Raw genomic sequence first — 18397 nt, forward strand, 5'->3', positions numbered from 1 at the left:
TAAACATCGATCCGCAAACGGTCGGCCAACCGTATATCGGTGCCCCTTTAATGTTCAGGGGCCTAAAAGGTCTTTATCAACTCCCTGATCTGCTTGCTCGGTTGGGACTGGCGCGCAGCTCATATTTTTACCATCGAACCCGCATGAGGATGAGCGATAAGTACCTCACTATTCGTCAAAACATCACCGAAATCTTCGAAGCCAACCGTCGATGCTATGGCTACCGCAGGCTACAGGCGTCATTAGCCAAACAATGCGTTACAATCTCAGAGAACGTTGTGCAGCGCTTGATGAAACAGGAGAACCTGATCGTTGCCACGCCAAAGCGGCGGCGATATCGCTCTTATCTCGGAGAAATTAGTCCGGCACCCGAGAACATTATTAATCGCGACTTCCAGGCCACAGCGCCGAATGAGAAATGGCTAACTGATATCACTGAATTCCATATCCCGGCTGGCAAGGTATATCTCTCGCCCATCATCGACTGCTTCGATGGTTTGGTCATCAGCTGGTCTATCGGAGTGAGACCAGATGCGGAATTGGTCAATACGATGCTTGATGCAGCCATAGAAACTGTAACAGGTAGAGATGAGTGGCCAATAGTACATTCTGATCGGGGTGCACACTATCGCTGGCCGGGTTGGCTATCGAGGATCAGTGATGCGAAGCTGGTGCGCTTAATGTCCCGCAAGGCGTGCTCCCCAGATAACGCTGCATGCGAAGGTTTCTTTGGCAGGCTAAAAACAGAGTTCTTTTATCCCAGCGATTGGAAGAACATCACGCTCGAGCGGTTTATCAATGAAGTTGATGGCTACATTCGGTGGTACAACGAGAGGCGGATTAAGATATCACTTGGCGCACGCAGCCCAATCGAATATCGAAACTGTCTTGGCATTGTGACGTAAAACCAGTCCAAGTTTTTATCCGCACCCCCACCGGGTCACTTCTCAGCGGCAATCAACAGGCTTGATGCCCAACGCCAATGCAACGTCAGTGGCGAGATACGATATCGAGGCGATTCGCTCCGGACTGGCCGGCACGTCAACTGTGCCCCCCCTGTCGTCAATGACGGAGAGGGTCTTGGGCTCTTCAGAGAACGCCGCCGGCACCATTAGAAATGTTGAGATTACTAAAAGAGGAATAAGCTTGGAATACTTCCGCATTTCGCAATGTCCTTCGGGCGATGTTTGTCCCAAACTTCGTAGCGAAAAAACCTGATAATTTCAATCATGATATGAGTGCGCGGCACCTAATACATGATCGGTTTCGTCCCCATTGTCTGAGCAGATGATGGAGCCGATCCGGATCGCGCCGGCGGCCAATGGACGCGAATCACCCGCATCTCTGACGGCTGGGTTCCTAAGCCACGCATTCTTCACCCCTGGCCTGACGCGCGCCTCGCCGTCACTCACCCAAGGTACGAGCCTTATGCGGGAATTCCGCACGTACAGGCCTGTGCGGGGCGCTCAGCAATAAGCGTCCCTACCGCGAACGATTTAGGATTCCGAGCGCAGGTGAGCTACCCCGTTGGAAGGGGGGTTCAATTGATGTGCCAACGGGAGCTCCATTCATTAATGGATAGCACAGGAATCGTCTTGGTTCTTCCGCATTTTCCGTGGCCGAGACCGGAACATTTGAGAATAGCGACTGGCCGTGGCGGTCACTCACCAGCCGTATCGCCATAATACTCCCACTGCTTTTTGCTTGCCGGAATCGATGCGAGGCTTCCGCACAGTCTATAAATGCATGTTATGATCCCATTTATTGAATAAATTTTTGAAATGCCATCGGCAACTTTAGTCTGGAGCCCATAAACCCGGCACTTCAAGGAGGAGCACCCGATGGCCGACAATATCTCCCATGCGACGACCGACGACATGCTGCATGTCATGAAATGGCACAATGGCGAGAAGGACTATTCGCCGTTCTCCGAGGCCGAAATGACCCGCCGTCAGAACGACGTGCGGGGCTGGATGGCCAAGAACGACGTCGATGCGGCGCTGTTCACCTCCTACCATTGCATCAACTATTATTCGGGTTGGCTGTACTGCTATTTCGGCCGCAAATACGGCATGGTCATCGACCACAACAAGGCGACCACCATCTCCGCCGGCATCGATGGCGGCCAGCCCTGGCGGCGCAGCTTCGGCGACAACATCACCTATACCGACTGGCGCCGGGACAATTTCTATCAGGCAGTGCGCCAGTTGACGAAGGGCGCCAAGCGCGTCGGCATCGAATTCGATCATGTCTCGCTCGACTTCCGCCGCCAGCTCGAGGAAGCGCTGCCGGGCGTCGAGTTCGTGGATGTCGGCCAGCCCTCGATGTGGATGCGCACGATCAAGTCGGCGGAGGAGCAGAAGCTGATCCGCGAAGGAGCGCGCGTGTGTGACGTAGGCGGTGCGGCCTGCGCGGCGGCGGTCAAGGCTGGCGTACCGGAACATGAAGTCGTCATCGCCACCACCAATGCAATGGTCCGCGAGATCGCCAAGTCGTTTCCGTTCGTCGAGCTGATGGACACCTGGACCTGGTTCCAGTCGGGCATCAACACCGACGGCGCCCACAACCCGGTCACAAACCGCATCGTGCAGTCGGGCGATATCCTTTCGCTCAATACCTTCCCGATGATCTTCGGCTATTACACCGCGCTCGAGCGGACGCTGTTCTGCGACCATGTCGACGATGCCAGCCTCGATATCTGGGAGAAGAACGTGGCCGTCCACCGTCGCGGGCTGGAGCTGATCAAGCCGGGCGCCCGCTGCAAGGACATCGCGCTCGAACTCAACGACATGTATCGCGAGTGGGACCTGCTGAAGTACCGTTCGTTCGGCTACGGCCATTCCTTCGGCGTGCTGTGCCACTACTATGGCCGCGAGGCCGGGGTGGAACTGCGCGAGGACATCGACACGGTGCTGGAGCCCGGCATGGTGGTTTCCATGGAGCCGATGGTGATGCTGCCGGAAGGCGCGCCGGGCGCCGGCGGCTATCGCGAGCACGACATCCTGATCGTCAAGGAGGACAGCGCCGAGAACATCACCGGCTTCCCCTTCGGCCCCGAGCACAACATCATCAAGAACTGAGCGGGCAGGGCTCGTCATGGGGTTCTATATCCCGGTCGACTGGCCGCAGGGGCGGATCGGAAAAGCCCCTGCCGCCGATCCCGCCTCGCCGGCCGGGGCTGCTGGCCCGCATCGGGGCGTGCGCAGCCGTCATGCTGCCGGCGGGCAGGCCACCAGCCCTGGCCGTGGTCAAGGCGCGCAGGACCGCGATCATCCGGCGGCCGCTGTGAACGGAAGCAACAAAGTAAAAGCCGCGGGCAACCGCGGCTTTCTTGTTCGGAGGGATGGTTCTCAGCGCGGGAATTCGGTTTCTAATGCCCTGACGATCCCCTCGATGCAAACGTCGAGCAGGATTTCGCCCTTCTCGGCGGAGGCTTCCTTGGGTGAAGACAAGGTGCCGCTTGCCGGCGTCCATTCGGGAATTGCCGGATAGACGTCATAGGGCGGGAACGACGCCGGCTCGTGATGGATGGCACGGTCGAGCCTGACCAGATCCGGATAGAGGGCCAGCATCAGCGAGGTTTCCAGAACGCCGCCATGCTCGAGGTCCCAGCCGGCGAAGCCGTCGGGGTAGAGCCGCGCGATGGTCTGCTTGTCGACGAAGTCCCAATAGGAAAGCACGACGACCTTCATGTCGTTGATGCCGCTCCATTTGAGCTCGCGCAGCGCCAGATCGATGCCTTCGATGATGAACCAGGAATTCTCGAAGTGGCCGTTGAACAGGCAGATGCGGCGCACTCCGTGGCGAGCGAATTCCTTGATGACGTCGCGCAGCGCCGCCACCAGCGTGGCGCCGTCGAGGCTGGTGGTGCCGGGCAGGTGGTTGCCGCCCCCGGATTTCTGGTGCGACTTGTAGCCATAGGTGAAGGGCGGCGCCACCAGTGCGTCGATGCGACCGGCGACGCGGCGTGCGAACTCGACGGGCAAAAGCACGTCGACATTCATCGGCATGTGGTGGCCGTGCTGCTCCATCGAGCCGATCGGCAGTAGGATCGGCGTCGCGCCATCGCGGACGCTGGCTTCATAGTCGGGCCACGAAAGCTCCGCGGCGAAGACCGATTGTTCAGACATGCTCATCTCCCATTTTTGCGAACTATAAAAATTTGATGCGATCTCTATGATATGAGAAATTTATAATTGTCATCCTCCCATGAGAAATGGAAATCCATGGCCAATATCGTCAATTTCCAGACGGATCTCCTGCGGACCTTCGTTTCTGTGATAGATCTTGGTGCCTACACCAAAGCCGGCGACATGCTGGGCAGAACACAGCCGGCGATCTCACTGCAGATGCGCAGGCTGGAGGAATTGGTGGGAGCGCCACTCATCAAGCAGTCGGGACGCTCGCTACTTCTCACCAGCGAAGGGGAGATGTTACTAAGCTTTGCACGCGAGATATTGCGGCTGAACGATGAGGCCGCCTCTTATTTCAACCGTTCCAAAATTTCCGGTGTGCTGCGCGTTGGATTGCCAAACGACTATGCCGTTTCGTTTCTGCAAGGCCTGATCACGCAATATGCTCGGCAACATTCAGGCATATCGCTGGAGATCTATTGCGGCTGGAGTGCCGATATCCTGGATCGGTTAGGTGCCGACGAACTCGATCTGGCCATCGCCATGGTCAACAACGAGCGGACGCAATATCTCTCACGATTTTGGGTCGAGAAGCCCGTTTGGGCAGCAGCAGAAGAATCGGAATTCAAACCAGTCGATGGCGTTCCACTTGCCGCCCACCCGGAAGGGTGCGCCTATCGTGCCCGGATGATCCAGGCGCTTGATGGTGCCCATATACGCTGGCGCGTCGCCTATACGGGGTCCGGCATCGGCGGCTTACAGAACGCCGTGATCAATGGGCTCGGTGTCAGCGCACTCACGCGCTACACCATGCTGCCCGGCATGCGCGCCCTCGACGAGCGTGACGGCTTCCCGCCGCTGGCCGAAATACGCGTCGGGCTGTTCTACAAGCATCCGCGTCTTTCGGACGCCGGCATCCGACTGGTGAACCACATCATCGCTCGGCTGGACGAAGCTGGTGTCTCCGGGAACCCCGCAAACGGGCTTGGCACGCTCGATCGTCAATAAGCGACGCAAATGCCACAATTATGAGAATTAATTTTTCAAATGTAACGGTGCTGCGTACCCTTGTCTCAAAAACATAACAAGGGGAATGCTATGACTACAGAACGATCGTTCTCGAGCCGGAGCACCCGGCGTGAAATCCTCAAGGGCGCGACCATAGTGGGAGGTGGCGTCCTCGCCATGCCCTATCTTGGCCGGCTTGCCTTCGCCCAGCCGGTTGAACTCACCATGCTGGCCTGGTACGGCCATGCCGAACCTGACGTGGTGGCCGAGTTCGAGGCCGCAAACAACGTCAAGTTCAAGCCCAAATACTACACCGGCGGCGACAACATGCTGGGCCTGATCGCCCAGTCCCCGCCCGGTACCTTCGACGTCATCCTGTCGGATGCCGAATATGTCCAGCAGCTCAACGCCGCCGGCTATATCGAGGAGCTGGACCCGAAGGATTACAATTTTGACGATTATTTCCCCGAGTTCCAGCAGTTCCCCGGCCACTGGCAGGACGGAAAGCTCTATTCGGTTCTCACCCGTTTCGGTTTCCTTGGCGTCGCCTACAACACCGACGCCCTCACCGAAAAGGTAGCCTCGACCTACAATGTCTATTGGGACGGGAAGCTGAAAGGTAAGGTCGGCCATTTTGACTGGCATCTGCCCAATCTCGGCCAGATCAGCCTGCTTGAAGGCAATGCCTCGCCCTACGATATAGATGAGGCGGCCTGGGAGAAACTTCAGGAGAAGATGAAGACGCTGCGCCAGCAGATCGGCGGCTTCTTCGATTATGGCGGCACCTTCTCCTCGTTGCAGAACGGGCAGATGCTGGCCATGGCCGGGATCGGCGATTGGATCACCGGCACGCTGGAACGCAACGGCGCCAAGGTCAAAAGCGTCATCCCCGAGGAGGGCGGGCTGCAGTTCACCGAGTCCTTCTCCATCGGCAAGGGCAGCCAGAAGGCCGATCTCGCCCGCAAGTGGATCCAGTACATCACTTCGCCCAAGGGGCAGGTGAAGTCGGCCAACATGGCGGCATATCCCTGCCTCATCCCGAACAGGAAGGGCTGGGAGCTTCTGGCCACGGAAACGCCCGAGGAAGCCAGGCGGCAGGGCATGCTGCTCAACGAGAGCAACGCCATGGACCTTATCCGCAGCGGACGCATCAAATATCGCCAACTGCCCGTGCAGCAGAGCATCGAGGACTGGAACGACTTCTGGTCCGAATACAAGGGCTCGTAATCAGAGCTCTGGTGGTCCGCCAGTTGACAGCAGCCGGGCAGGCGCGTTTGCGCCTGGCCCTCTCCCGCAATCCCTGCACGGCTGCCGGCCGACAGGGCGGATCATTAGCCAGGAACCGAGGCGATGCGGAAGTCGATCACACTCTACGGACTGACCTTCTCCCTGCCGATGCTTGTGTGGCAGGTGCTGTTTTTTCTCGCGCCCTTGCTGTTCCTGATCGCGCTCAGCTTCTGGACGGTGCGGAACTTCCGCATGGAGCCGGATTTCGACACCGTCAACTGGGTCCGGATGCTTGGCCGCGGCGTCTTTTGGGATGCCTATCTGCGCACCTTCGGGCTGGCGACGGCGGCGGCGGTCATCACCAGCGCGCTGGCCTTTCCCTGCGCCTATGCGATCGCCTTCAAGCTGTCGGAGACGGCGCGGCGCTGGGCCGTGTTCCTGATGGTCATTCCCTTCTTCACCAGCTATCTGGTGCGGGTCTATTCCTGGCAGATCTTCCTTTCCGACAACGGCATCATCAACGCCCTGCTCGCCCGGGCGGGGCTCGGGCCGTACGGCATGCTCAATTCCAATTTCGGGACCATGGTCGGCTATCTGACCCTGAGCTTCCCGCTCGTCGTGCTCCTGCAACTGTTCAGCCTGGTGTTCGTCGACAGGACGCTGATCGAGGCGGCGCACAATCTGCGCTGCGGCCGGTTGCGCACCGTGTTCGAGGTCGTCGTGCCCTCGGCAAGGGTGGGGCTCGTCATCGCGGCGCTGTTCTGCTTCATCCTCACCTTCGGCGATTTCGTCAGCCCACTCTATCTCGGCGGCGGCGATCCGCCCACGCTGTCGATCCTGATCACCGACACCACCAAGTCGGGCCAGCAATGGCCGCGCGCGGCGGTCATTGCGCTGACAATGATCGCGACCTTGCTCGCGGTCGCCTTCGCCGCCGTGCGCTATGCCTACAGGGAGCGCGGACGATGAACACCATCAACAGCAACCGGCTGATCGACTGGGCGCTGAAGCTCTACGTGCTGCTGGCTTTCGCCTTCATCTTCGCGCCGATCGCGGCGAGCTTCGTCTTCTCCTTCAATGTCGACCGCTTCCCCTCGCTGCCGCTCGGCGGGTTCTCGACGGTCTGGTACGAGGCGGTTGCGGCCGATCCGCTGGTCTGGGAAGGCCTGCGCAACACGCTGGTCGCCGGGCTTGTGGTGTCTGTGCTGGCGACGGCCCTCGGCTTCGGCGCGGCTTACACCGATTTCCGCTACAGGTTCTTCGGCAAGAACCTCTATCTCGCGCTGGCGCTCCTGCCGCCGACGATCCCCGTGGTCATCCTCGGCCTCGCCATGCTGGCGTTCCTGTCCAACATCAACCTGTCGGGCGCCATCCATTCGGTCATCATCGCCCATGTGGTGATGTGCGCGCCGTTCGCCATGGCGATCGTCCGCCTCAGGCTGTCGCAGATGGACCCCTCGCTGGAGGCGGCGGCGTGGAACCTCGGCGCATCGGAATGGATGGCGATGCGTCACGTAATCGTTCCCTTTTGCAAGCCGGCGATCTTCGCGGCGCTGTTCATCACCATGGCCGTGTCCTTCGACGAGTTCGCCGTCGCCTGGTTCGTCTCGGGCCTCAACGAGACCCTGCCGGTCAAAGTGCTCGGCTTCCTGCAGGGGCAGGTCAGCCCGCGCATCAACGTCATCGGCACCTTCGTGTTCATCGCCTCGATGACGCTGGTGGTGCTGGCCCAGATCCTGCTCATGAAACGCAGCGCCGCGCCGAGGGCAGCGGCCATTCTGACCGGAGTAGAGCTGTCATGACCGATCAGCCGCTTGTCGTCTTCGACGGTGTCGCCAAACGTTTCGGAAGTTTCGTCGCCGTCGAGAAGACGGACTTCGAAATCCGCAAGGGCGAGTTTCTTGCCATCATGGGCTCCAGCGGCTGTGGCAAGACCACGACGCTGCGCATGCTGGCCGGCCTCGAAGCGCCGAGCGAGGGCGAAATCCGCCTTGCCGGCAAGCGTATCAACGATCTGCCGACCTGGCAGCGCGACACGCCGATGGTGTGGCAAAGCCTCGCGCTGTTCTCGTTCCTGACGGTTCGCGAGAATGTCGAGTTCAGCTTGCGCATGCGCGGCGTCGGTAAGGCGGAGCGCCGCAGGCGCACCGCTACCTGGCTGGAGCGCATGCAGATCACCGAATTCGCCGACCGCAATGTCGCGCATCTTTCGGGGGGCCAGCGCCAGCGCGTGGCGCTCGCTCGCTCGCTGGTGACGGAACCGGAAATCCTGCTGCTCGACGAACCGCTCTCGGCGCTCGACGCGCATCTGAAGGTGCGCATGCAAACGGTGCTTTCCAACCTGCAGCGCGAGCTTGGCATCACCTTCGTCTATGTCACGCACAGCCAGTCGGAAGCCTTCTCGATGGCCGACCGCGTCGTCATCATGAGCCGCGGCCGGATCGAGCAAATTGGCAATCCGCAGGAAATCTATCGTGCGCCGCGCACCCGCTTCGTCGCCGAATTCCTCGGTTCGTCCAATATCTTTGCTGGCAACGTCTCCTATGCCAACGGCCAGTCGGTGAAGATCGCCACGCCGGCCGGCGAGTTCATCGTCGTGCCGAATGCGGCGCGCCCGCTCGCCAAGGGCGACAAGGCGACCTTCGTGATCTCGGACGACCGCGTGCACCTCAGCAACGAGCCGCCAGCCGACGGCTATAACGGCATGCAGGCCTCGGTGGTGGGCGAGGAGTTCGTCGGCGCCACGGCGGTCATTCACCTCGAGGGCGCCGACCGCACCGAGGTCAAGGCGCAGAAGAGCCATGAGGAACTGGAGAAGCTGAACCTGGAGCCGGGTGCGAGGATCTGGGTGTCGTGGCGGCCTGAAGCCACGCATGTCCTGCCCGGCGAATAGGTTTCCGGCGGCGGCCCGCGCCGCGCAAGTGCGGCGCGTGAGGGGAGCTATGGTCCACCGGCCGCTTTTACGGCCAGACGATCGCGGCAGTCGGTCCGATACCGGCAATTGAAGGGAGAAGAACAATGATCACAACCGATGCCATCTCCGCGGCCGACCGGCCGCTGGACCGGACCGGAGCGTCGCCGGACGTCCTGCGCAAGGTGCTGACCGCCAGCTTCATCGGCAATTTCGTCGAATGGTTCGACTATGCCTCCTACGGCTATTTCGCCACGGTGATCGCGGTGGTGTTCTTTCCCGAGATCGCCCCGGCGGCGGGCCTGCTCGCCACTTTCGCGGTGTTCGCCATCTCCTTCGTGATCCGCCCGGTTGGCGGCATCGTCTGGGGGGCGATCGGCGACCGGATCGGCCGGCGCGCGGCCCTGTCGTGGTCGATCATTATCATGTCGGTGGCAACGACGTTGATCGCGGTGCTACCGTCCTATGCGCAGGTGGGACTGTTGGCGCCGGTGCTGCTGTTGCTGGTGCGCATGGTGCAGGGCTTTTCCGCTTCCGGCGAATATGCCGGGGCCGCCTCGTTCATCGCCGAATATGCGCCGACCTCCAAGCGCGGCTTCTACACCAGCATGGTGCCGGCGAGCACGGCGGCCGGCCTGCTTGCGGGGTCGCTGATGTCGGCAGGCCTCTTCGCCATGCTCAGCGCCGAGGACATGCAGTCCTATGGCTGGCGGCTGCCTTTCCTGCTGGCCGCGCCGCTGGGACTGATCGGCCTTTACATCCGCCTGCGGCTGGAGGACACGCCGAAGTTCCGCCAGCTGGAAAAGGCCCATCATGTCGAGGCCACGCCGACGCGCGAGCTGTTCACCAGTTACCGGCGCCAGATCGCCATCGCCTTCGGCGCGACCTGCCTCAATGCGGTCGGCTTCTACCTGATCCTGAGCCACATGCCGACCTATCTCATCACCGAAATGGGCATGGGCCAGAGCGAATCCTTCATCGCCACCAGCATCGCGCTCGCCGCCTACATCTTCTTCATCTTCCTGATGGGCATGCTGTCGGATCGTTTCGGCCGCAAGACCGCGCTGATCGCCGCCTCGGTGCTGTTCATGGTGCTGACGGTGCCGCTGTTCACTATGCTCGACGGCGCCAGCTTCTGGACCATCGTCCTGATCCAGATCGCCTTCGGCGCGCTGCTGACGGTGAATGACGGGACGCTGCCGTGCTTCCTGTCGGAAATCTTCCCGACCAGAGTGCGCTATAGCGGTTTCGCCTTTTCCTTTAATGCCGCCAATGCGCTGTTCGGCGGCACGGCCCCGTTCGTGGCGACCTGGCTGATAGCCACGACCGGCAGCAAGCTGGCGCCGGCCTGGTATCTGGTCGCGGCGGCAGTGGTGGCGCTGGTGGCCATGGTGGCCGCCACCGAAACCGCCGGCAAGCCGCTGAAGGATTGAGCAAGCCCGGGGGGCGCATAGCAGCCTTTTGCAGAGAGGCGGGCGGTTTGCCCGCTTCGGTTCATGAACCAGGACATATGGGACTGTCAGACTTTACCCATGCACCGGGCCTTAAGGTTACAATTGCTGGGGCGACCTTCGACTATCTGCTCTATCACTTCCGTCTTGCCTATAGTGGTTTTGAGCATGCCGAGATTGTGGAAGGCGGTGAAAGCTTCGCTGCCCTGACCACTGGTTTGCAAAATGCTCTTTGGTCGCTGGGTGGTGCACCGCGTGATCACCGCACAGACAGTCTTTCTGCTGCATTCCGCAATATCAATGCTGATAGCGCTCGCGATATGACGGATCGCTACGAAGCCCTTTGTGCCCATTACGGTATGAAAGCCAGTCGCAACAATCGCGGCGTCGCTCATGAGAACGGAGCCGTTGAAGGATCTCATGGCGATCTGAAGCGAGAACTGGAAGATGCGCTTTTGCTTCGCGGAACGGGGGCGGAACAAGATTAGTTCAAAATCGTACGTTTAGGTCGAACGAACAATGAACTTCACGCGGCACGTAGCATTCTACCAGTGCGGCGCAATGGCCTGAAGCCGTCTGTCATCTGCTGTTCTGCATCCCAGGAATAGATCCCGGTGAGGTTTCTGTGTTCCCAACTGAGTGGCGAGACATGTTTCAATAACTCGTTTGGAATATTCCGGCCTTGTTGTCGCAAATGTGCGGCAGCGCGACTGAGATAGACCGTATTCCAATAAACAATGGCGCTCACCACCAGATTGAGGCCGGAAGCCCGGAATGCCTGGCTGTCGTCCGCGCTCAAGATGGCTTCCCCCACGCAGTTCATCAGGATAAATCAACCTAGCCGACCCGTCCGGTGAAAAGGGGGCACTGCAATGGAGAAGTTTGACACTCGTAACGTGTTACAGAATTTGTTAGAGACGAATTAAGGTTCGTGTTAGCCAATGTGAACCCAAAGCTAGGCTCAGGACCCATTGATTTCAGAATGATGAGCTGATTCAGTTTCGCCTTAGGAGACTGATCAATGAGTAATCTTTACTGGCTGAGCGAAGGACAAATGTCACGCCTTCGCCCCTTTTTTCCCAAGAGCCATGGACGTCCACGCGTTGATGATAGGCGTGTCTTGAGTGGAATTATATTCATTCTTCGCAATGGGTTACGGTGGTGTGATGCCCCTCGGGAATACGGACCCTGTAAAACGCTCTATAATCGTTGGAACCGTTGGTGTCACAAGGGGATATTTGCGCAGATATTGGAAGGCCTGTCTTCAAAATCATCAGTCGGCAAGACCGTGATGATGGATGCGACCTATTTGAAAGCACACCGTACGGCTTCAAGCTTGCGGTTAAAAAAAGGGGTAGTGGACGCCTGATCGGTCGGACGAAGGGTGGCATGAATACCAAATTGCACGCCGTCAGCGATGCACAGGGTCGCCCCATCAGGTTACACATCACGGCGGGACAAATCAGCGACTATACCGGAGCAGCAGCCCTAATCGAGACGTTACCGAAGGTCGACTGGCTTCTTGCTGACAGAGGCTATGATGCAGACTGGTTCAGAAAACGGTTAAAAGACAACGAGATAAAGCCGTGCATCCCGGGGCGCAAAAACCGCAAGAAGGCCATCAAATATGACAAACGCCGATACAAGCGGCGCAATCGTATCGAAATCATGTTTGGCAGACTCAAAGACTGGCGAAGAATTGCCACCCGTTACGATCGCTGCCCGGTCGTGTTCCGAGCAGCTATAGAGCTCGCGGCTGCCGTGATCTTCTGGCTCAGAAAGGAATGAGTCCTGAGCCTAATGTTCCTGTTACAATTCGTCGTGGGCACCCTTGCAGGACATTTCTTCTTTGGCCCGCTCATCGCCATAGGCGGAGCACTATGGCTCGGTTATCAGGTTTATCAAACTGAGAAGTCGTATTGCTCATGGTGAAATGATATATTATTATTAAATATCAATAACTTAGTTCCATAATAGAACTTATGCGATTTATGCTAAGATATTGTTTTCTATGGCATAATTCAGGAAGTTGATGTCTCCATTGTCATGCACCCCCATCTCCGACGAGGCCTTCCCACATCTTAGTTTGGTGCCCACTATGAACCGCTGCAATATCGTTGAAGGACGTACAATTGCGCGCTAGCGACCGCGCGCCGCTTGAAATTTATCCTGCCACGATGTATATACTAGTGTATATACAAAGGAGACCAATATGCCACAGCTCCGACACTCCGAACCTACACCAGCCCGCGAAGCAAAACTCTTCCGTAACAATAAGAGTCAGGCTGTTCGCATTCCAGCTGACTTCGAACTTCCCGGCGACCGGGTGATGATCCATCGCGATGGAGATCGACTTATCATAGAGCCGGTGCGTCGCCTGAACCTGCTGGAAGTGCTTGCCGGATTGGAACCGCTTGGGCCGGAAGATCAGTTCCCGAATGTTGACGATACCCTGCTACCGTTGAAAGAGATCGACCTGTGAGCGCGCTCTACATGCTTGACACCAATGTCGTGTCCGAGCTTGCACGAAACCCCAAAGGTGCTGTCGCCAGACGCATCGCCGAGGTTGGGCCAGAAGCAGTTTGTGTCAGTATCATCACGGCAGCAGAGTTGCGTTATGGATGTGCCAAAAAGGGGTCGCCGAAGCTACTGGCGCACATCGAGGCCATTCTTGGAAGTATGCAAGTGCTCGCACTTGATACGCCTGCCGACGCCGAATATGGGCGAATCCGAGCCGAATTGGAAGCCGTTGGTAAGCCCATCGGTCCGAATGACCTCTTCATCGCTGCCCATGCTTATGCGCTCGGGGTGGTGTTAGTCACGGCCAATACCGGAGAATTCTCACGCATCCGTGCTCTGAGGGTCGAAAACTGGCTACGCGACTGAGCCGTGCTGTTGTTCGTTCAAAGAGAATCTGACGCTGAATGGACAGATCACTAAAAAGTGCATTTATGATCGGTAGATTGTCCCTTGGTCTGCTCATGCCTGGGATAAAGACTGCTTGAAATCCGCGACACGTCCTGGCGGTATAATGTATAATCGCTGGCATCGTTTCTTGCGATGAACGACTGATTTTCCGCTGACGCCTGCTATGAATGTAGATGCCGAATCTGAACAACGAATGATGCTTTAACTGCTGATGATGACCGACCCGCTCCACATTCTCAAAACCATTTATGGATACGATGCCTTCCGTGGGCGGCAAGCGGAAATCGTATCGCACGCGATAGCAGGCAATAATGCATTCGTCCTGATGCCGACAGGCGGCGGCAAATCGCTATGCTATCAGATTCCCGCCCTTGCGCGACCGGGCATGGGGATCGTGGTTTCACCGCTTCTCGCGTTGATGGCCGATCAGGTCTCCGCGCTCCGGCAGGCGGGTGTGAAGGCTGCGGCGCTCAATTCCGACCTTGCTGGCGATGACAGGCTAGCCTTGTGGCGTGATATCCATGCCGGGGCACTTGATCTGCTCTATGTCGCGCCTGAAACCCTGCTCAGACCGGATACATTGCAACGCCTGAGCGACGTGCCTCTCTCGCTAATCGCTATCGATGAAGCGCATTGCCTGTCGCAATGGGGGCATGATTTCAGACCATCCTATCGACAGCTTGATGTGTTGATGACGCAGTTTCCCGACACGCCACGCATGGCGTTGACCGCAACTGCCGACGAGCCGACACGTGCGGAAATCCTGTCGCATCTGCAGATTGACAAGCGCGATGCCTTCATCGCCGGTTTCGACCGTCCCAATATTCGCTACGCGATCATGGAGAAGGACAATCCTCGTGCGCAGTTGAAACGCTTTCTACAGGATCACCAGGGCGAAAGCGGCATCGTTTACTGTCTTTCGAAACGGAAGACGGAAGAAACAGCCGGATGGCTCCGCAGTCTTGGCTACGACGCCCTCTCCTATCATGGCGGCATGGAAAAGTCCGCGCGCGAGGCGAACCAGGCACGATTCCAGCACGACGAGGCGGTCATCATGGTGGCGACGATTGCCTTTGGGATGGGGATCGACAAGCCGGATGTTCGCTTCGTCGCCCATATCGATCTGCCGGGAAGCATCGAAGCCTATTATCAGGAGACAGGGCGTGCAGGGCGCGACGGACTTCCAGCCGAAGCGATGATGCTCTACGGTTATGACGATATCGTCCTGCGCAGCCGCTTCATCGAGGAATCCGACGCGCCCGATCAGCGTAAGCGGATGGAGCGGCAGAAACTCGATACCCTCCTCGGGCTGGCCGAAACGGCGAACTGTCGCAGACAGGTGCTGCTGTCTTATTTCGGTGATCGATGCGAACCATGCAGCAATTGCGATACCTGCGCCGAACCACCAACCCTCTTCGATGGGACAATAGCCGCGCAGAAAATATTGTCCTGCATTCACAGAACCGGGGAGCGGTTCGGGCAAGCCTATATTGTCGATGTCCTTCTTGGCGTCGACGATGAGCGCATCAGCCGCTTCGGCCACGACCAGATTTCGACTTTCGGAATCGGCCGCGAGCATGACAATCACACCTGGCGTGCGATCATACGGCAGTTGGTCGCGCAGAGGTTAATCGATGTCGACTTTGCCGGACACGGCAGTTTGTCGATCTCGGAGACAGGCAGGCAGTTTTTGCGCGCAAAGCATACGCTCATGTTGCGTGTCCCGCCGAAATCGAAGCCATCGCGTGGTGCTGTTTCGCCTGGAAAATCGGTAACATCCGCCCTTTCGGAGCGTGATGAAGCGCTGTTTCAGGCGCTACGTGAGAAGCGGCTAGAGATCGCGCGCGCCCAAAATGTGCCACCTTATGTGATCTTCCACGATCGCACACTGATCGAACTGGCCACAGCCAGGCCAGCCTCACACGCCCAGATGGCCGATGTGCCCGGTGTGGGCGATACAAAGCTCGAACGCTACGGCCCGGCCTTTTTGGCCGTCATCAACGCACACGATTAGTCCCGCCGAGATCATCGCCCCTGCGGTGTGGCTCTATTATCGGTTCCCGTTGAGCCTGCGCGACGTGGAAGACTTCTTGGCGGAGCGCGGCATCATCGTCACGTTTCAGACCGTCGCAGAATGGGCGGCGAAATTCGGCTTGAAATTCGCTCATCAACTCCGCTGCCGCTCACGAGGCCACTTTGCCGATAAGTGGCAGCTTGATGAGATGGCGGTCCTCGACAAAGAAACCCGCCAGTAACAAGCGGGCTTCTCTGCCGAGATTGGCGGACTATGCCAAGAGTTTCGTGAAGGATTGGGAGCGGCTTTCCCGTTCTGACCGCTACAACATGCACCAGCTCAAGGAGGCCATGTTGCTCCTGATAGCGAACGACGAGCCGCTACTAGGCTCGGAATGGCTTGACCACGCCCTGAAAGGGGATTGGACCGACCATCGGGAATGCCATATCGGCGGCGATTTCCTCTTGGTGTATCAGGTCGAGGATGGAGTGCTCCCTATTTCACCGGACAAGTCGGCTAGTTTGATTTAGCCCTGATGAACAGCCGCGGGGAAGCCATCTTGAGCGCGGAATGTGGATGGATTTCGTTGTAGTCTTCGATCCATCCGTGGATGAGCCGGAGCGCAGTTTCGGCGTCCGGTAGAGCTGATATGCGGATATAATCCCGCTTCAGGGTTTTAACGAAGGCTTCCGACATACCGTTCGACTGCGGGCTAGCCACTGGCGTAAAGCAAGGCGTCAAATTGAGGGCTTGGGCAAACAGTCTCGTGTCTCTTGCTGTGTAGGCCGAACCATTGTCGGAGAGATGCTCGATAGCATGCGGAGCTCGGGTTGCTCCGAAGCGTTTCTCGACCGCCTCCAGCATCATGTCGCGCACGTCCGAGCCGGAGATGCCAGCATTTGCGACCGCTGTCCAGGCAATGATCTCGCGGTCGAAAGCGTCGATGATGAAGGCGAGACGGATGATCTCACCGTTCCAGCAGGTAAATTCCAGACCGTCCGAGCACCAGCGCAGGTTCGAGCGCATGACCATGACCTTGCCGTCGTGGACACGTCCCTTGCGAACAGCCGTATGCTTCTCCAAGAGCATCGCATGATTGCCCATGATGCGATGAACCCGCTTGGCGTTGACGGCGGGCTTATCGGCGGCTCGTCTTTCGCGATTGAGGAGCGCGGCGATCCGCCTATAGCCATAGGTGGGCCTTTGATCCACCAGCCTGCGAATGATCGGCAGAAGCACTGCATCCTCAACCTTGTTGTAGGGCCCGCGCGGCTTTGATCTGCCTTTCAACCGCTCAACGAGATTTGAACGGGACACGCCCAGCGTATTTGCGACGGTCTTCATCGGGAACCGTCCTTCGGCAACAAGATTGGCCGCGATATCCGTTTTTTTGAGTCCGCTTTGGAAAGGGCTTCGCGGAGGATTTCGACCTCCATCGTTTTGCGGCCGAGCATGCGCTCCAACTCACGGACGCGCTCTTCCAGCTTCTTTACTTCCGAATTGCCGACAACTGGCTCGTCAGAATCCACCGCTGCAGCACCTCCCTCGCTCAAAAGTCTGCGCCACCGGTAAAGCAAATTGGGCGCAACGCCATGGCGGCGAGCGGTCGAAGATACCGTCTCGCCTGGCTCAAAACTTTGCTCAATGATTGTCAGTTTCTGCTCAGTTGTCCACCTCCTGCGGCGGACATCACCAGTTAGCAATTCAACGTGTCTGAAGTCGTTAGACATAAGCCTATACTCAACTCTGTGCTTGAGCCTTTCTGCTTATGCCGACTGCCCGGTTGAAATGGGGTGCAGTTCAGAGGACAACAGCGTGATTTTCGTGCGCGCTGGCACCCCACACCGAACTGTTTGAGTGATTAAGGCTTCCTCTAATACTCAAAGCCTCATCGCCTCAAGCCTGCCCCCGGCCGTCCCTTTGGCCACCTGTGACAAGAGCGGGACGTCCGGAGGCTAGCTGTTGTTCACTGTGCAGGCGCTGACACGGTAATCGTACACCTCTGATCTTTCTTTGCGTTGACAGCTGACCGGGAGCACACATCAAGCGCCTGCCGGTTGGCTTGTACAAGTTCACTCGCTTCGACAATGCTACGCCACCCCCCGGGACTTCCCGATTCCATGAGGGCTATCCCGGCTTTCCAACGGTCATTGTTCATGACCACGGAGGCAACGGCCATATCAACCGTTCCAGGCAGTAAACGTGGCACAAATAACATTGCCAGGACACCGGTGATGATACCGAACCCCACCGCGCCAAAGACCCACTTGTTTTGATTATCGCGCACGCGCGCGCCCGAGACGCGTGTTGAAAGATTACGACTCGCGCGTTCAAGGTCGGAAGCCTGTCGTTCGAGCTGCTGCGCGGCGTTCCTTACCAGAGCCTCGCCACTGCGCTCGAGAACCCCTGCATAGTGCTGCGCGCCCTGTCGAAGAATGGGTGACTGCTCGACGCCGTGCAAACGCTCTGCAACATTGTCGAGCGCCTGTACAAGTTGTGCGAGCTGGGGCTTGTAATCGGCTTGAGGCTCGATCTTCTCGAGCTGGTCGAAAGCAGCTTCGATGCCGCGCCGCATCACGGTCATTTCCGCGCTGATCTGCGTGCCCTGCGTCTCGACGGTGCGCCGGAGCGCATCAAAGGCTGCCGCCGGATCACCTGAATCTTCTTCACGCGTTGCGAGCCCAATGCCGTCTGTGTGGTCGTCGAGTTCCGTCATGTTCTCCCT

The 18397-nt window shown here is 58.3% G+C and carries 17 protein-coding genes and 3 pseudogenes; 15 read left to right on the forward strand and 5 right to left on the reverse strand.

Annotation, left to right across the window (positions count from 1 at the left end; translation table 11 throughout):
- Window positions 1–905: IS3 family transposase (locus CEV34_RS19560; protein ID WP_235819118.1), on the forward strand; the 905-nt coding region annotated here is incomplete at its 5' end.
- Between the two features lie 54 nt (window positions 906–959).
- Here CEV34_RS19560 and CEV34_RS27775 read toward each other — a convergent pair.
- Window positions 960–1112 (reverse strand): annotated as a pseudogene (locus CEV34_RS27775) (ABC transporter substrate-binding protein); the annotation flags it as partial.
- Window positions 1113–1841: 729 nt separating this feature from the next.
- On the opposite strand from CEV34_RS27775, the gene CEV34_RS19575 reads away from it, so the two are divergent.
- Complete coding sequence (locus CEV34_RS19575) at window positions 1842–3080, forward strand: M24 family metallopeptidase (protein ID WP_094544315.1); 1239 nt, start codon at window positions 1842–1844, stop codon at window positions 3078–3080.
- A 270-nt stretch (window positions 3081–3350) separates the two neighbouring features.
- On the opposite strand, the gene CEV34_RS19580 is transcribed toward CEV34_RS19575, so the two are convergent.
- Window positions 3351–4130, reverse strand: a complete 780-nt coding sequence (locus CEV34_RS19580) for a creatininase (protein ID WP_094544316.1) — start codon at window positions 4128–4130, stop codon at window positions 3351–3353.
- 96 nt (window positions 4131–4226) lie between these two features.
- On the opposite strand from CEV34_RS19580, the gene CEV34_RS19585 reads away from it, so the two are divergent.
- The 7 genes and pseudogenes from CEV34_RS19585 to CEV34_RS19615 form a co-directional block, all read left to right on the forward strand.
- The gene (locus CEV34_RS19585) at window positions 4227–5141 is read left to right on the forward strand and encodes a LysR substrate-binding domain-containing protein (protein WP_038595017.1); all 915 of its coding nucleotides are present in this window, start codon (window positions 4227–4229) and stop codon (window positions 5139–5141) included.
- Between the two features lie 90 nt (window positions 5142–5231).
- Window positions 5232–6368, forward strand: coding sequence for a polyamine ABC transporter substrate-binding protein (locus CEV34_RS19590; RefSeq protein WP_094544317.1), 1137 nt, complete (start codon window positions 5232–5234; stop codon window positions 6366–6368).
- Between the two features lie 123 nt (window positions 6369–6491).
- Window positions 6492–7337 (forward strand): ABC transporter permease, encoded by an 846-nt coding sequence (locus tag CEV34_RS19595; protein ID WP_094544318.1) that lies wholly within the window; start codon window positions 6492–6494, stop codon window positions 7335–7337.
- On the forward strand, window positions 7334–8170 hold the full coding sequence (locus tag CEV34_RS19600) for an ABC transporter permease (protein ID WP_094544319.1): 837 nt from the start codon (window positions 7334–7336) through the stop codon (window positions 8168–8170). The genes CEV34_RS19595 and CEV34_RS19600 overlap by 4 nt, the downstream gene beginning before the upstream one ends.
- Window positions 8167–9261 carry an ABC transporter ATP-binding protein gene (locus tag CEV34_RS19605; RefSeq protein WP_094544320.1) on the forward strand — a complete coding sequence of 365 codons (1095 nt, stop codon included), beginning with the start codon at window positions 8167–8169 and terminating at the stop codon, window positions 9259–9261. Before CEV34_RS19600 ends, CEV34_RS19605 begins: the two co-directional genes overlap by 4 nt.
- Window positions 9262–9386: 125 nt before the next feature.
- Window positions 9387–10712 carry an MFS transporter gene (locus tag CEV34_RS19610; RefSeq protein ID WP_094544321.1) on the forward strand — a complete coding sequence of 442 codons (1326 nt, stop codon included), beginning with the start codon at window positions 9387–9389 and terminating at the stop codon, window positions 10710–10712.
- 59 nt (window positions 10713–10771) lie between these two features.
- A pseudogene (locus tag CEV34_RS19615) lies at window positions 10772–11200 on the forward strand (IS21 family transposase); the annotation flags it as partial.
- A gap of 56 nt (window positions 11201–11256) precedes the next feature.
- Here the strand turns inward: CEV34_RS19615 and CEV34_RS19620 are convergent.
- A complete protein-coding gene (locus CEV34_RS19620; protein ID WP_328589890.1) occupies window positions 11257–11544 on the reverse strand; it encodes a Tn3 family transposase in 288 nt (95 codons plus the stop codon).
- A gap of 207 nt (window positions 11545–11751) precedes the next feature.
- Here CEV34_RS19620 and CEV34_RS19625 point away from each other — a divergent pair.
- The 6 genes and pseudogenes from CEV34_RS19625 (at window position 11752) to CEV34_RS19650 (ending at window position 16202) form a co-directional block, all read left to right on the forward strand.
- Window positions 11752–12518, forward strand: a protein-coding gene (locus CEV34_RS19625) for an IS5 family transposase (RefSeq protein ID WP_235819119.1) whose coding sequence is annotated in 2 segments (ribosomal slippage) — window positions 11752–12073 and window positions 12073–12518 — 768 coding nt in all. Because the reading frame shifts where the segments join, the coding sequence is not laid out codon by codon here.
- Window positions 12519–12942: 424 nt separating this feature from the next.
- Complete coding sequence (locus CEV34_RS19630; RefSeq protein WP_094544322.1) at window positions 12943–13212, forward strand: antitoxin; 270 nt, start codon at window positions 12943–12945, stop codon at window positions 13210–13212.
- Window positions 13209–13616: a type II toxin-antitoxin system VapC family toxin gene (locus CEV34_RS19635; protein ID WP_094544323.1), complete on the forward strand. Its 408-nt coding sequence runs from the start codon at window positions 13209–13211 to the stop codon at window positions 13614–13616. Before CEV34_RS19630 ends, CEV34_RS19635 begins: the two co-directional genes overlap by 4 nt.
- A 253-nt stretch (window positions 13617–13869) precedes the next feature.
- On the forward strand, window positions 13870–15672 hold the full coding sequence (recQ, locus tag CEV34_RS19640) for a DNA helicase RecQ (RefSeq protein WP_094544324.1): 1803 nt from the start codon (window positions 13870–13872) through the stop codon (window positions 15670–15672).
- Window positions 15668–15889 (forward strand): annotated as a pseudogene (locus tag CEV34_RS19645) (IS6 family transposase); the annotation flags it as partial. The gene recQ and the pseudogene CEV34_RS19645, both read left to right, overlap by 5 nt.
- A 46-nt stretch (window positions 15890–15935) precedes the next feature.
- Window positions 15936–16202: a type II toxin-antitoxin system YafQ family toxin gene (locus tag CEV34_RS19650; RefSeq protein WP_235819120.1), complete on the forward strand. Its 267-nt coding sequence runs from the start codon at window positions 15936–15938 to the stop codon at window positions 16200–16202.
- On the opposite strand, the gene CEV34_RS19655 is transcribed toward CEV34_RS19650, so the two are convergent.
- A protein-coding gene (locus tag CEV34_RS19655) for an IS3 family transposase (RefSeq protein WP_094544326.1) occupies window positions 16189–17402 on the reverse strand; the annotation gives its coding sequence in 2 pieces (ribosomal slippage) (window positions 16189–17066 and window positions 17066–17402; 1215 coding nt in all). The genes CEV34_RS19650 and CEV34_RS19655 overlap by 14 nt on opposite strands.
- A 236-nt stretch (window positions 17403–17638) precedes the next feature.
- Window positions 17639–18388: a DUF6118 family protein gene (locus CEV34_RS19660; RefSeq protein WP_094544327.1), complete on the reverse strand. Its 750-nt coding sequence runs from the start codon at window positions 18386–18388 to the stop codon at window positions 17639–17641.
- Window positions 18389–18397 lie beyond the last annotated feature (9 nt).

The organism is Brucella pseudogrignonensis, assembly GCF_002252525.1.
Taxonomy (GTDB): Bacteria; Pseudomonadota; Alphaproteobacteria; order Rhizobiales; family Rhizobiaceae; genus Brucella; species Brucella pseudogrignonensis.

Bases quoted from the DNA above. Each gene is read 5' to 3' on its own strand.
- CEV34_RS19575 (WP_094544315.1), top strand. From the start codon at position 1,842: ATGGCCGACAATATCTCCCATGCGACGACCGACGACATGCTGCATGTC.
- CEV34_RS19660 (WP_094544327.1), bottom strand. From the start codon at position 18,388: ATGACGGAACTCGACGACCACACAGACGGCATTGGGCTCGCAACGCGT.
- CEV34_RS19595 (WP_094544318.1), top strand. From the start codon at position 6,492: ATGCGGAAGTCGATCACACTCTACGGACTGACCTTCTCCCTGCCGATG.
- CEV34_RS19580 (WP_094544316.1), bottom strand. From the start codon at position 4,130: ATGTCTGAACAATCGGTCTTCGCCGCGGAGCTTTCGTGGCCCGACTAT.
- recQ (WP_094544324.1), top strand. From the start codon at position 13,870: ATGATGACCGACCCGCTCCACATTCTCAAAACCATTTATGGATACGAT.
- CEV34_RS19605 (WP_094544320.1), top strand. From the start codon at position 8,167: ATGACCGATCAGCCGCTTGTCGTCTTCGACGGTGTCGCCAAACGTTTC.
- CEV34_RS19610 (WP_094544321.1), top strand. From the start codon at position 9,387: ATGATCACAACCGATGCCATCTCCGCGGCCGACCGGCCGCTGGACCGG.
- CEV34_RS19590 (WP_094544317.1), top strand. From the start codon at position 5,232: ATGACTACAGAACGATCGTTCTCGAGCCGGAGCACCCGGCGTGAAATC.
- CEV34_RS19600 (WP_094544319.1), top strand. From the start codon at position 7,334: ATGAACACCATCAACAGCAACCGGCTGATCGACTGGGCGCTGAAGCTC.
- CEV34_RS19585 (WP_038595017.1), top strand. From the start codon at position 4,227: ATGGCCAATATCGTCAATTTCCAGACGGATCTCCTGCGGACCTTCGTT.
- CEV34_RS19630 (WP_094544322.1), top strand. From the start codon at position 12,943: ATGCCACAGCTCCGACACTCCGAACCTACACCAGCCCGCGAAGCAAAA.